This is a genomic window from Vibrio sp. 10N.247.310.17 (genome assembly GCF_041466605.1).
Lineage (GTDB): Bacteria > Pseudomonadota > Gammaproteobacteria > Enterobacterales > Vibrionaceae > Vibrio > Vibrio tasmaniensis_A.
The window spans coordinates 63492-76587 of record NZ_JBFSTC010000004.1 but is presented as its reverse complement, the minus strand read 5'-3'; the positions used below and the strand labels follow the sequence as shown (position 1 = coordinate 76587).

11 protein-coding genes and 1 pseudogene are annotated in these 13096 nt (G+C 44.9%); 9 read left to right on the top strand and 3 right to left on the bottom strand.

The annotated features are described in order from the left end of the window. Window positions 1–57 precede the first annotated feature (57 nt). Window positions 58–1707 carry a GMC family oxidoreductase gene (locus tag AB6D80_RS02515; RefSeq protein ID WP_372187673.1) on the top strand — a complete coding sequence of 550 codons (1650 nt, stop codon included), beginning with the start codon at window positions 58–60 and terminating at the stop codon, window positions 1705–1707. Between the two features lie 145 nt (window positions 1708–1852). On the opposite strand, the gene trxC is transcribed toward AB6D80_RS02515, so the two are convergent. Further along, complete coding sequence (gene trxC, locus AB6D80_RS02510; RefSeq protein ID WP_135381437.1) at window positions 1853–2287, bottom strand: thioredoxin TrxC; 435 nt, start codon at window positions 2285–2287, stop codon at window positions 1853–1855. A 122-nt stretch (window positions 2288–2409) separates the two neighbouring features. Between trxC and AB6D80_RS02505 the strand changes: the two genes are divergently transcribed. The 5 genes from AB6D80_RS02505 to AB6D80_RS02485 all read left to right on the top strand — a co-directional run bounded on the left by AB6D80_RS02505 (window position 2410) and on the right by AB6D80_RS02485 (window position 6463). Further along, window positions 2410–3507, top strand: coding sequence for a ketoacyl-ACP synthase III (locus tag AB6D80_RS02505; protein ID WP_372187689.1), 1098 nt, complete (start codon window positions 2410–2412; stop codon window positions 3505–3507). A 51-nt stretch (window positions 3508–3558) separates the two neighbouring features. Continuing rightward, window positions 3559–4023 (top strand): GNAT family N-acetyltransferase, encoded by a 465-nt coding sequence (locus AB6D80_RS02500; RefSeq protein WP_372187672.1) that lies wholly within the window; start codon window positions 3559–3561, stop codon window positions 4021–4023. A gap of 99 nt (window positions 4024–4122) precedes the next feature. Then, entirely contained in the window at window positions 4123–5355 is a 1233-nt protein-coding gene (locus AB6D80_RS02495) for a glycosyltransferase (RefSeq protein ID WP_017097616.1), read from the top strand. A gap of 200 nt (window positions 5356–5555) precedes the next feature. After that, window positions 5556–6032 carry a YeeE/YedE family protein gene (locus tag AB6D80_RS02490; protein ID WP_017101877.1) on the top strand — a complete coding sequence of 159 codons (477 nt, stop codon included), beginning with the start codon at window positions 5556–5558 and terminating at the stop codon, window positions 6030–6032. Next, on the top strand, window positions 6032–6463 hold the full coding sequence (locus AB6D80_RS02485) for a YeeE/YedE family protein (RefSeq protein WP_017101876.1): 432 nt from the start codon (window positions 6032–6034) through the stop codon (window positions 6461–6463). Before AB6D80_RS02490 ends, AB6D80_RS02485 begins: the two co-directional genes overlap by 1 nt. Window positions 6464–6607: 144 nt before the next feature. Here AB6D80_RS02485 and AB6D80_RS02480 read toward each other — a convergent pair. Further along, window positions 6608–7483, bottom strand: a pseudogene (locus tag AB6D80_RS02480) (endonuclease/exonuclease/phosphatase family protein). A gap of 301 nt (window positions 7484–7784) precedes the next feature. Between AB6D80_RS02480 and nrdD the strand changes: the two are divergent. Then, window positions 7785–9905: an anaerobic ribonucleoside-triphosphate reductase gene (gene nrdD / locus AB6D80_RS02475; protein WP_009845338.1), complete on the top strand. Its 2121-nt coding sequence runs from the start codon at window positions 7785–7787 to the stop codon at window positions 9903–9905. A gap of 155 nt (window positions 9906–10060) precedes the next feature. Beyond that, window positions 10061–10531: an anaerobic ribonucleoside-triphosphate reductase-activating protein gene (nrdG, locus tag AB6D80_RS02470; protein WP_012600613.1), complete on the top strand. Its 471-nt coding sequence runs from the start codon at window positions 10061–10063 to the stop codon at window positions 10529–10531. A gap of 114 nt (window positions 10532–10645) precedes the next feature. On the opposite strand, the gene AB6D80_RS02465 is transcribed toward nrdG, so the two are convergent. Further along, window positions 10646–12073 carry an MATE family efflux transporter gene (locus AB6D80_RS02465; protein WP_372187670.1) on the bottom strand — a complete coding sequence of 476 codons (1428 nt, stop codon included), beginning with the start codon at window positions 12071–12073 and terminating at the stop codon, window positions 10646–10648. Between the two features lie 90 nt (window positions 12074–12163). Between AB6D80_RS02465 and AB6D80_RS02460 the strand changes: the two genes are divergently transcribed. Next, a complete protein-coding gene (locus AB6D80_RS02460) occupies window positions 12164–13003 on the top strand; it encodes an AraC family transcriptional regulator (RefSeq protein WP_372066658.1) in 840 nt (279 codons plus the stop codon). Window positions 13004–13096: the final 93 nt, after the last annotated feature.

Sequence of the window (13096 nt, the reverse complement as noted above, 5' to 3'; positions counted from 1 at the left end):
GTGTTATCAATGACGGCAATAGCGTAAACGAGAGTTACACCCAATGGAGATAGGCAAATGGATAGTTATGATTTTATTGTTGTTGGCGGGGGCTCGGCAGGATGTGTAATGGCTGCAAGGCTGTCTGAAGATCCCAATGTCACGGTTTGCCTATTGGAAGCAGGTGGTAAAGACACAAGCCCATTAATTCATACACCCGTAGGTATAGCCGCGATGATGCCAACTAAGCTAAACAACTGGGCCTTTGAGACCGTTGAACAGCCGGGTTTGAATGGTCGTAAAGGTTATCAACCAAGAGGTAAGACACTTGGTGGGTCCAGTTCTATCAATGCCATGATGTACGCTCGTGGGCACCGTTACGACTACGACACTTGGGAAAGTTTGGGTAATGCAGGTTGGAGTTATGAATCGTGTCTGCCTTACTTTAAGAAAGCCGAAAATAACGAAGTTCACCAAGATGAGTATCACGGCCAAGGTGGCCCTCTGAACGTGGCTAACCTTCGATCGCCAAGTCCGATGTTGGAACGTTACTTAACGGCGTGTGAGTCGATAGGGGTTCCCCGTAATGAAGACATCAACGGTGCTGCTCAGTTTGGGGCGATGCCGACGCAGGTAACCCAGTTGAATGGCGAACGGTGCAGTGCTGCCAAGGCTTACTTAACGCCAAACCTTTCGAGACCAAATCTTACGGTCGTGACCAAGGCAACCACGCATAAGATCTTGTTTGAGGAGAAGAAAGCGGTAGGTGTTGAATACGGCTCGAATGGCAAGCGTTATCAGATCCAATGTAACAAAGAGGTGATTCTATCTGCTGGTGCATTTGGTTCTCCTCAACTGCTGTTATTGTCGGGTATCGGTGCGAAAGCTGAACTAGACATGCATGGCATCGAACCGGTTCAAGAGCTACCAGGCGTCGGCAAGAACCTTCAAGACCATATCGACTTAGTACATTCGTACAAATGCAGCGAAAAGCGTGAAACCTTCGGTATCTCGTTGCAAATGGCCTCTGAAATGACCAAAGCTTTGCCGTTATGGCACAAAGAACGCCGCGGTAAGATGAGCAGCAATTTTGCAGAAGGGATAGGCTTTCTCAGTTCCGAAGATCATATCGTCGTGCCGGATTTAGAGTTTGTATTTGTCGTTGCAGTAGTCGATGACCATGCGAGAAAAATTCATACCAGTCATGGCTTTACCTCTCATGTAACCTTACTGAGGCCAAAAAGCCATGGCAGCGTAACGCTCAATAGTAATGATCCTTATGACCCGCCTAAGATCGATCCTGCGTTTTTCAGTCATCCTGAAGATATGGAGATAATGATTAAGGGCTGGAAGAAGCAGTATCAAATGTTAGAGAGTTCGGCGTTTGACGACATCCGTGGTGATGCTTTCTATCCGGTAGATGCCTGTGATGATAAAGCGATTGAGCAAGATATTCGCAACCGTGCAGACACTCAGTATCACCCGGTCGGGACCTGTAAAATGGGCCCTAACAGTGATTCATTAGCCGTGGTGGATAACGATCTTAAAGTCTATGGGTTGAATAACTTGAGAGTCATTGATGCTTCTGTGATGCCGACACTGATTGGGGCAAACACCAACGCGCCAACCATTATGATTGCTGAAAAAGTCGCAGATCAAATCAAAGAGGAATACGGGTTTGGTAAGCAAGCATCTAGTATTCAAGCGAAAGGCGAAGCTGTGGTTTAATTCAAGAAGTTAAATGATAACCATAAATAAAACAGTAGGTTAGATAGTCTTGATTTGATAAGACTCTCTAACCTATTTTTGTGTGCTTACTTAGAATAAAGCAAAAGTTAATTCAATCGCTTAACCAATAGCTTAAACAATGGTGTTATTTAGTTAGAGCTTGATTAAGCCACTGATCAAATTGACCTTTTGGTAATGCACCGTTAATCGTATCGACACGTTTGCCATCTTTAAACACCATCACGGTTGGAATGCTTCTGATTTGGTACATCGCGGAAAGCTGTTGCTGAGCTTCAGTATCAATCTTAACGAATCGAACATCTCCTGAACGCTCTTTAGCAACGTCACTGAACACTGGCGCAAAGCCAACACATGGGTTGCACCATGTCGCCCAAAAATCGACAACCACTGGCTGTGAACTATTCAAAATAGATTGGAAATTAAGTGACGTTCCTTCGATAGGAGCGCCATCGAGTAATGCTGTTTTGCATTTACCGCAGGTTGGGCTTTCTGAAATTCTTTCTGAAGGAACTCGGTTTACGCCATTACAAGAAGGGCAACGTGTGTTGAATGTAGACATAACTTTCTCTTTTTATTGTAACTCCGTGTCTAACGCGATTTACGAATCACGCACGGAGCGCTTATACTGTTTAAAACTAGAATACGATACTTAAATAAAAACAAACAATAAATAGGTAAATGATGACAAAATTTTACGCCGAGATTACGGGCTGGGGAAAGTGTCTGCCACCAGCCGTGTTGTCCAATGATGATCTAAGCACTTTCATTGATACGTCTGACGAGTGGATTCGAACTCGAACTGGTATCGAAAACCGTCGTATCAGTCATGTAAATACCTCTGAGTTAGCGACTGTTGCTGCTCAACACGCCATGGCGTGTGCTGGTCTTACTGCCGAAGATATCGACCTCGTGATCATCGCGACGTGCAGCCCAGACTCCCTTATTCCAAATACTGCGTCTAAAGTTCAGCAGAACCTAGGCATCAAGAGCGCAGCGGCTTTCGACCTTAACGCAGCGTGTACTGGCTTCATCTATGGCGTTGAAACCGCAACTCGATTGATTCAAGCGGGCAACTACCGCAATGCCATTGTTGTGGGTGCAGAACGTCTTTCATTCTTCATCGACTGGACCAAGCGTGATACTGCGGTTCTATTTGGTGACGGCGCAGGTGCTGTGGTTCTATCTCGCACTGAAGAGCAGATTGGCTTACAAGAAGCGCAAATCGGTTGTGACGCCGAAGGCCGTGACATTTTAGCGGTACCAAAATTCGGTACTTCTATGGATCGCTTTGCTGCAGATAATGGCTACTGGGACTTTGATTTCGTAGGTAAAGAGATCTTCAAGCGTGCAGTGAAAGGCATGGGCGCTGCGGCACACACAGTATTAAGCCGTACTGGCATCTCAACCGACAATATCGATGTTGTGATTCCGCACCAAGCTAACATTCGAATCATCCAAACTTTGTGTGATATGGCGGGTATTGAGCGTGAGAAAGCGTTTGTTAACATCCAAAACTACGGCAACACGTCGGCTGCGACTGTGCCAATCGCATTATGTGAATCGTTAGAGCAAGGTTTTGTTAAACCTAACTCAAACATCCTTGTGGCGGCATTCGGAGCCGGTTTAACTTGGGGCGCTGGTCATATTAAATGGGGTAGCCGTGTTGAACCGCTAGGTCAATCAGATGCTAAGCTTCCAGAAGCCGACAAATCTGCTTTAGAGCTTCTAGAAAGAGCCATTTTACACTGTAAAACGCACCCAAACTCAGCGACTGAATAACGCTAATGAGCGACGTGTTATGGGTAAAGTGTTTTGAGTAAAGTGCGTCTTATGAAGAAAGCCGACCTCGATGGGGCGGCTTTGGTTCATCAAGCAGCCTTTGTTCGACAGCAACATTCGCGAGATTGGTTACAATGTAACTTAAGCGCTTCACCACGCTTTCTTAACTTTGTTGCTGAAAGCGAAGGTGAAATTGTTGGCTACATTATTTGGGTTCAGAAAAGCGGATTTAGACCTGAAGCTGTTTTAGAACTAGAGCAACTTGCCGTGTTACCAAGCGCGCAGGGGCAAGGATTGGGTAAAACGCTGATTCTAGATTCCCTGCCGCAGGTAAAACAGCATTTGGCGGAGCAAGGCTCGACGCTCAAACATGTTCTGGTTACCACCAGAGCAGACAACTTTGCACAAAAGCTTTATCAATCTACGTTGGGTGCCGAAGTCGAAACCACGATTTCAAACCTGTACTCTGCGGATGAAGTGCTTATGATAGCTCGCAATGTAGGTGAGCGAATCTGATCGCTGAGTTTTTAAAACTAATTATAATCAGCGGTATAAATCGACTTACGTTTAATTAGGGACTTCTACAGTCCCTTTTGTTATTTCTTAGGAAGTGTTTTGAAGAAAGTTTTAGCAATTGGCTACGTTTGGCCAGAACCGAATTCATCGGCGGCTGGCAGCCATATGATGTCTCTTTTACGCCTGTTCAAGAGACAAGGTTGGTCCGTTGAATTTGCAACGCCAGCTCAAGAAACCGAGCACATGATCGATCTCTCTGAAGAGGGCATCACGAGCCAATCTATACAGTTAAATTGCGATAGCTTTGACCAGTACATTGAAGAGCTGCAACCCGATGTCGTGATGTTTGACCGTTTCATGATGGAAGAGCAGTTTGGTTGGCGCGTGGAAAAAGTATGTCCGAATGCCTTTAAGTTACTGGATACCGAAGACTTACAGTTCCTACGTAACGCGCGCCATGAAGCAGTTAAGAAAGAGACTGAACTGACCAAAGCGCATTTGTACAGTGACTTGGCTAAACGTGAAATTGCCGCAATCTTACGCTGTGATCTTTCGTTGATCATTTCAAGTTACGAGATGGATCTGCTTAAATCTGAGTTCAATATCGATCCAAAACTGCTTCATCACTTGCCGTTCATGGTTGATCTTAATACACTTCCTGAAAGCACGAAAAGCTTTGAAGAACGTAAGCATTTCATGACGATAGGTAACTTTAGACACGCACCGAACTGGGATGCTGTGCTTCAGTTACAGAAGATTTGGCCGAAGATTCGCAAGCAGTTACCTGAATCCGAACTTCATATTTACGGATCTTACCCGCCGCCGAAAGCAACGGCTTTGCACAACCCTAAAACCGGTTTCCATATAAAAGGTTGGGCTAAAGACGCTCAAGAAGTGATGGAGCAAGCTCGTGTGTGTGTTGCACCACTCCGATTTGGCGCGGGCATTAAAGGCAAGTTGCTTGATGCGATGAAGTTACAAACTCCGAACGTGACGAGTGAAATCGGCAGCGAAGGCATGTTACCACAAGGAGAATTGCAATGGCCGGGCGCAGTGGCTGATGACATCGACGAGTTTGTTGAACAAGCTGTCGGTTTATACAAAGATGAAGAGAAGTGGCTTAAAGCACAAAGCCAATGTCATTCAATCCTTGAAGCGCACTACGAGCAGAATCAACTCGGCGACACATTGATTGAGCGATTAACGGCGTTAGAGTCCGATCTTGAATCTCATCGACTGGATAACTTCTTTGGTTCGATGCTTAAGCACCACAGCATGGCGAGCACCAAGTATATGTCGCAGTGGATAGCTGAAAAGAACAAGACTAAGTAACTGACACAATAAACCGAATCAAATAATAAGCCCTTAGGTTAACGCCTAGGGGCTTTTTTCATGCAGGACGCTTATTAATTCCAGACTTACAAACCGAAACATTCTAGCAATACATTAGCATTGACTAATTTATATTTATTAGTAAACTCTAATTTAAATTGAGGATGATGAGTTAATCGACGTTATGAGAGAGGTCAGTGATGAGTTTAATACCTTGGGATGCATTGTTCGGTGGCATGTTGTTAGGCGCGTCGGCAATTATTCTTATGTTAGGAATAGGGCGAGTAGCAGGAATTAGCGGTATTGTTGGCCGCTTGTTACCGTCGAGAAAGAACAAAAGATTAGAATCAGGATCCGAATCGAACTCGGACTCCAGCATTGAGAAAACCGAAAAACATTGGCGACTTGCTTTTGTTGTCGGAATGGTCGTGAGCGGCTGGTTATTGATTCCAACAGGCTACCAACTTCCGCAATTAGAAGAGATCAACTTCGCAGTGGTTATCATAGCCGGATTATTGGTGGGCTTTGGTACCAAGATGGCGAATGGCTGTACTAGCGGCCATGGCATTGTGGGGATGGCTCGTTTGTCCAAGCGCTCAATCATCGCTACTTGTGTATTCATGGGTGTGGCAATCGTAACTGTGTTTGCTAAGAACTTGATCGGTTTGGGGGCGTAATGAAAAACTCTTCACTTACTATCGTTATCGGTTTGGTCGCAGGTATTCTTTTTGGCTCAGGTATGATCATTTCAGGCATGGTTGACCCGAACAAAGTACTTGGGTTTTTAGATATTGCTGGCGACTGGGACATTAGCTTGGCATTCGTCATGGGTGGCGCGTTATTGGTCTTCGCTCCGTTTTATCACTTGGTCATTAAAAAGCGCGCTCAAGCCGTCAATGGCGAACCTTTAGATAGCAGTAATAATCCACTAATAGATAGAAAGTTGATCTTAGGTTCAACTGCTTTTGGTTTAGGCTGGGGGATTGCAGGCTTTTGCCCGGGCCCTGCAGTAACCAGCCTTAGTGGGGGTAACCCAACGGTATGGCTGTTCGTCTTAAGCATGCTGGTGGGGATGTGGCTGGCGGGTCGAACCAATAAAAGCTGCTAGCAGTGCGCCTACCATTTATTGCATGGCTGAGAGGATTCGATCTTATCTGACCAAACAGAGAGGTTGACTCGCTTTTAGCAAAAAAGCCAGTCAGCCTCTTTCTATATCTACAGTTAGCTATGATCTGCCGTTATCTAAAATCTACTATTTAATAGTCGTTGAAACTGGGCAATGGTCGCTAAGTTTGTAATCAAGCACATCTTGCGTTTCAAAGACCTTCTGTTTAGCAGGAGAGGCATCTAAGGATTTGCTCACTACAATATGATCAATCACAGAACGGAACTGGTGTGTGCGATGGTTATTGCGGTTAGAGCGTACCTTACAATCTGCTCGAGTTTTTCTTGTCGCCAACTGAGCATCGGCATTTTGAGTTAAGTCTTTCCACATCCAATCTCTTGAGTAAGAAAGGTTATGGTTGAAATCGCCTAATATTGCGTAATCCTGACCTTGGCGTTCTCTTTGCTATATCCACTTATTAAGTTGTTGCGCTTGGTCTTTGAGCCTTGAACAGTCACGGTTCGACTTATAAGCGCCGCTGCAACCTGCCTTTAAATGCACAGACAGCATGTGAATTGGTTTTGTATCCGTTTCCACAACCATATAACTGGCAAACCTAAGCTTGCTGTTAGCGCTCGATTCGAGAGGAAAGTCAGCGTAGTCGGTGAGTATGATTCCTTTACGAACCGCGAACCCTGTGTATTGATTCACTTCTTTGAACTGATGGTTACTGTTTTCTGATAATGCCCGGTCAGACATCAATATCTTGTATTGATCGCCAGCGATGCGCTGAATGGCATTGATGTCATCGACTTCTTGGAAAGCCACCACATCCGAATTTAAGGATTGGAAATACTGTTCGAGCTTATCGAAATCCGCTTGATCACGTTGGTCAGAAAACTTATTCACAGCCTCATTGGTTGATAACCATTCGATATTCCAACTGGATATGGTTAAAGGTTCAGCAAAAGTCTGGCTACTTAGTAAGCAACCTAACATTATCCAGTTTTGAAGTCGTTTCATCCCAAATATCCCTAATTTTGGTGTGCAATATAGTTGAGCCGTTATCCTACAACACTTACCGAAAATTCAACTCTTTTTAGCAGTTTTTTTATTGTTACATTGTTTCTTTTCGACTTGAGAACTCACGTAATAATATTGGATTTATCTTGTTCGGCGTGCCTATTTTATTGATCCAAATCAATACTCAATGTTGGTGGTTCTCGTTAAATACGCCACAATATCTAGTGTTAGTTAAACGATAAATCGCTCTATAGTGTGTTTGTGGGTAAGTCTGTGAATACCTCAAGAGTAAGGAGAAGTGGTGAAATCAATCGTAATCAAGCGTGATGGCTCAAGAGCTCCATTCAGTAGAGATCGCATCCAAGCTGCAGTGGAAGCAGCATCAGACAAAACCGATAAGGAAATTGCTATTTATGCTCTGAATGTGGCATTAGCAGTTGAGTTGAAGCTCGAAGACTACGATGAAGTTCATATCTCTGAAATTCAAACCATGGTCGAGAACGAGCTAATGCAGGGACCATACAAGTCTCTTGCTCGTGCCTACATTGAATATCGTCATGACCGTGACATCGCACGTGAAAAGCAAAGCGCTTTAACTCGCGAGATCGAAGGTCTGATCGAAGAAAGCAATGTTGATCTGATCAATGAGAATGCCAACAAAGATGGCAAAGTTATCCCAACTCAGCGTGATTTGCTGGCGGGTATCGTGGCTAAGCATTATGCAAAAACTCACATTTTGCCGCGTGATATCGTACAAGCTCACGAGTGTGGTGACATTCACTATCACGATTTAGACTACGCACCGTTCTTCCCAATGTTTAACTGTATGCTTATCGATCTTAAAGGCATGTTAACGCATGGCTTTAAGATGGGTAACGCGGAAATCGACACACCTAAATCGATCTCTACAGCGACAGCGGTAACTGCACAGATCATCGCGCAAGTGGCAAGCCACATATACGGCGGTACAACGATTAACCGTATCGACGAGGTTCTAGAACCTTACGTAATGGCGAGTTACGAGAAACACCTATCACTAGCGAAAGAATGGGACATTCACAGCCCAGAAGCTTTTGCTATCTCTCGTACAGAGAAAGAGTGTTACGACGCTTTCCAGTCTTTGGAATACGAAGTAAACACGCTACACACGGCTAACGGGCAAACACCATTCGTTACGTTTGGTTTTGGTCTAGGCGAAAGCTGGGGTTCAAAACTTATCCAGCAATCTATCTTGAAGAACCGCATTGCCGGTTTGGGTAAGAACCGCAAAACAGCGGTATTCCCTAAACTGGTATTTGCAATCAAAGATGGCTTGAACCACCAGAAGCAAGATCCAAACTACGACATCAAGCAATTAGCGCTTGAGTGTGCATCTAAGCGTATGTACCCAGACATTCTTAACTACGACAAAGTGGTAGAAGTGACAGGGTCATTTAAAACGCCTATGGGCTGCCGTAGCTTCTTGAATACTTACGAAGAAAACGGTGAGTTGATTCATGAAGGCCGTAACAACTTAGGTGTTGTTAGCTTGAACTTGCCACGTATTGCTATTAACGCAAAACAAGATATGGCTAAGTTCTACGAACTGCTTGATGAAAAATTGAAGCTAGCTCGTCGCGCTCTAGAAACTCGTATTTCGCGTCTAGAAAACGTGAAAGCGCGTGTTGCTCCAATCCTATACATGGAAGGTGCCTGTGGCGTTCGTTTGAAAGCAGACGATTCTATTGCCGATATCTTCAAGAATGGCCGTGCGTCTGTTTCTCTTGGTTACATTGGCATCCATGAAGCAATGACAGCACTTTACGGCACAGACGTTCACCTGTATGACGACGGCGAAATGCGTGCTAAAGCGCTTGAGCTGGTGGAGTACATGAAGCGAGAAGTGGAATCTTGGACAAAAGAGACAGGTTACGCGTTCAGCTTATACGGTACACCAAGTGAAAACCTATGCAGCCGTTTCTGTAGCATAGATACCAAAGAGTTTGGTGTAATTGATGGTGTAACTGACCGTGGCTACTACACAAACAGCTTCCACTTAGACGTACAGAAGAAAGTGAACCCATACGACAAGATCGATTTCGAGATGCCTTATCCAGAAATCTCTAGCGGTGGTTTCATCTGTTACGGCGAATTCCCGAACATGCAGAAGAACATCGAAGCGCTAGAAAACGTATGGGACTACAGTTACACACGTGTTCCTTACTACGGCACCAACACGCCAATTGATGAGTGCTACGAATGTGGCTACAACGGTGAGTTCGACTGTACAAGTAAAGGCTTTACGTGTCCTAAGTGTGGTAACCATGACTCAACCAAAGTGTCTGTAACGCGCCGCGTTTGTGGTTACCTTGGTAGCCCAGATGCACGACCATTTAACTTCGGTAAGCAAGAAGAAGTTAAACGCCGCGTGAAGCACCTTTAGTAAGCTCTAAGATCATTAGCTAGCTTACTAAGAAGAGCTACGTTTCAAGAAACAAGATTGGTATCGGCGCTATGTCGATACCAATTCTTTTATTGCAGCTCTTACAGCATTTCGCTTCAAACTATTAAGCAATAACGAGTTTTCAATACTGCCTTATGAACTACCATCAATATCACCCAATCGACGTTGTAAACGGCCCAGGAACACGCTGCACTTTGTTTGTGTCGGGCTGTGTGCACCAGTGTCGCGGGTGTTATAACCAATCGACGCAAAGGTTGGACTCAGGGCACTTGTTCACTCAAGAACTGCAAGACCACATTATCGCTGATCTGAACGATCCGCGAATCAAGCGCCGTGGTTTGTCGCTTTCTGGTGGTGATCCTCTACATCCTGCTAACGTGTCTGAAGTGCTTAAGTTGGTTCAGCGTGTAAAAGCAGAATGTGAAGGTAAAGACATCTGGATGTGGACGGGTTACGAACTCGATGAACTCGATGAAAAGCAGAAGCAAGTACTGGAATACGTCGATACTTTGATTGATGGTCGTTTCGAGCAAGACAAAGCGGATCCGATGTTGGATTGGCGTGGTAGCTCAAACCAAATCATTCATCGATTTACTGACATATAACAGTTGTCGTGGCTTAGCACATTCGTAACACGAAAAAGGGCGTCATGGTTAGCGCAATGCAACCAATCGGCCCTTGGGTGTGAGTTCTTTTCGTTTATTCGCTTAAACTACCATTCAAGCAACGACCTGATCTGGCTCTTCTATTAAGTTGTTGATCCATTTCTTAGAGTGAATCCGCTGGCTAGTTAAAGCTATCTTCGCTAACTCTTCCAGCAGCACAATCATCAAAACCCATTCTAGCGGCCAACCCAACACCAACGCAGTAAAGTAGGCAAGGGGAATACCGATTGCCCATTGGCCAAACAGGTCGATGAAGATGCTGTAGTTGATGTCACCACCGCTTTTTAACACGCCTCCGATCCCAACCATGTTGAAGACTCTTAGTACCATACCGAGTGCCATTACTAAGGTAACGTTAACGGCCGTATCTTTGAGCTCTAAGTGAGTAAGACCGATCATGTATACGATCGCGGGTTTGGCGATAAAGCACATTAATGCCAGTAAAGCAGCAAGCCCACAACTCACTAACACATAACCCCAAGCTGTATTCTCGACACGTTGATAGTTCTTCGCACCAATCTCGTTACCTAGAATGATGGAAGCCGCAACCGCAAAACCCAAAAAAGCAGAGATCAAAATGCTTTCAACAGGCGATAGCAAGGAAATGATCGCAAGCTCTCCAACCCCCATTTGGCCAACAATAACGTTGTAAATAAGAATCCCGCCCGCCCATGCTGTGTCATGAACCAACAGAGGTATGGCTATCGTGAAGTACTTCTTTCTATGCTTCGCTAATATCGCATCTCGCCAATTGCTTAATGTAGGAAATAGGTGGGCGTAGTGTCTCTTTGCCATAACAAGCAATGCAATGGTTTGACAGAATCGAGATACCGTGGTGCCAATAGCCGCACCAACCACACCCAGTTCTGGAAACCCAAACAAGCCGAAGATCAATAGGGCGTTGAGAATTGCATTGACGATAATTGCCCAGATACTGATTTTGGTGGGCAGCTTGGCTTCGCCCACAGAACGAAGTGCACTCTCTAGCGGCACAACTACAGCGGTACCAATAAGGCTGGCTCCTGTTATCCAAAGGTAATCCGTTGCCAAGCGGACGTAATCAGGGTCTGAGGCCACCACAGACACGACTGATTCAGGAGCCAATGTATAGATGAACACAAAGGGCATGATGGCAAAGATCGAAAGTGCCCATGATTGCGCTAGTGTACGTCGAATTCCGTTGAAATCACCGGCACCAAAATATTGCGAAGCTAGCACGCTCACGGCTCCACTAATCCCCGATACCATGATCAAGTTGAAGAAGAAGATACGGTTGCCAACACCAACCGCGGCGGTTGCAGAATCACCAAGCTGATTGACCATAAAAATATCGATCACGCCAAGCAGTGAAAACAACATGGTTTGCAACGAGACTGGTAAACCGATGTGTAATAGTTTTTGCCAAAATTCTTTGTCTAAATGACGATATGTCGAGAGCATCGCATTTCCCCGGTAGTGATTATGCGAGAAGTTTATCGGCATTTGTTTTCGCTGTATTCTTCAGACTCATCACAAACTTTTGCCAAACTATCCACTTTGATAAGTTGGCCAATTGAATGAGTTAGCAGTGATATGAGTGATAAACAAGAAAGGTATGAGATCTCTGAAAAGACGCATCAAGAGTTTGTCGATCAAAGCCACGTATTGGCATTTGAAGAGCTCGGTATCGTTCAATGTGGGACGGCGTCGTGTCGCGATTTTTTTTCGGTGTATCGTAAGAACCAACAGAAACACATGCTGTTGTATACCGTGAGAGGAAAAGGTTGGTTAGAAAGTGGGGCGTGTCGTTACATTTTAGAACCGGGTTCGTGCATTACTGTTCCAGCAGGAATAGAGAATGGTTTTGGTATTGAAGAGGAAACATGGCAGATCGCATGGATCTTTCTCTCGCCCAACAAGCTATGGGAAAATGTCGTCAATGATGAGGTGAGTTATACGCTATCACCAGCAGCAGAAGTTGTTTCGTCCTGTATTCATACGTTGTTGAGAAGCATTGCCTTGCCCATTGATTTAGGCGGAGCGATTGCGATTCACAGTGTAGCCCAAATAGAGTTCATGATTAATGCGCCAGTGCCTCAGCAACAGTCACGCAATTTGATCCGATTAAGACGCGTTTTCGATAATGTACAAAAGCAGCTCCATAAAGAATGGAACGTTCATGAACTCGCGAGCTTATTCCCGTGCTCAGAGCCACACTTCCATCGTTTGTGTCAGCGCTATTACTCGCACAGCCCTATGACTCATATCATGCGTATGAGAATGGAATACGCTGCACGGCTACTTAGATCGAGTGATTGGTCGATTCAACACATTGGTGAGATAGTCGGATATCCAAATGCCGCTAACTTTAGCACTCGGTTTAAGGCGTGGTCAGGAATGACACCAAGACAATTCAAACTGAGTGCCCAATAGCGATCTTAATAGGGAGCATAGAAACATAAGACACATAGAAGCATAAGATACCTAGACATACAGCGCTTTGAATTGTGCAATTGGTTATTAGGT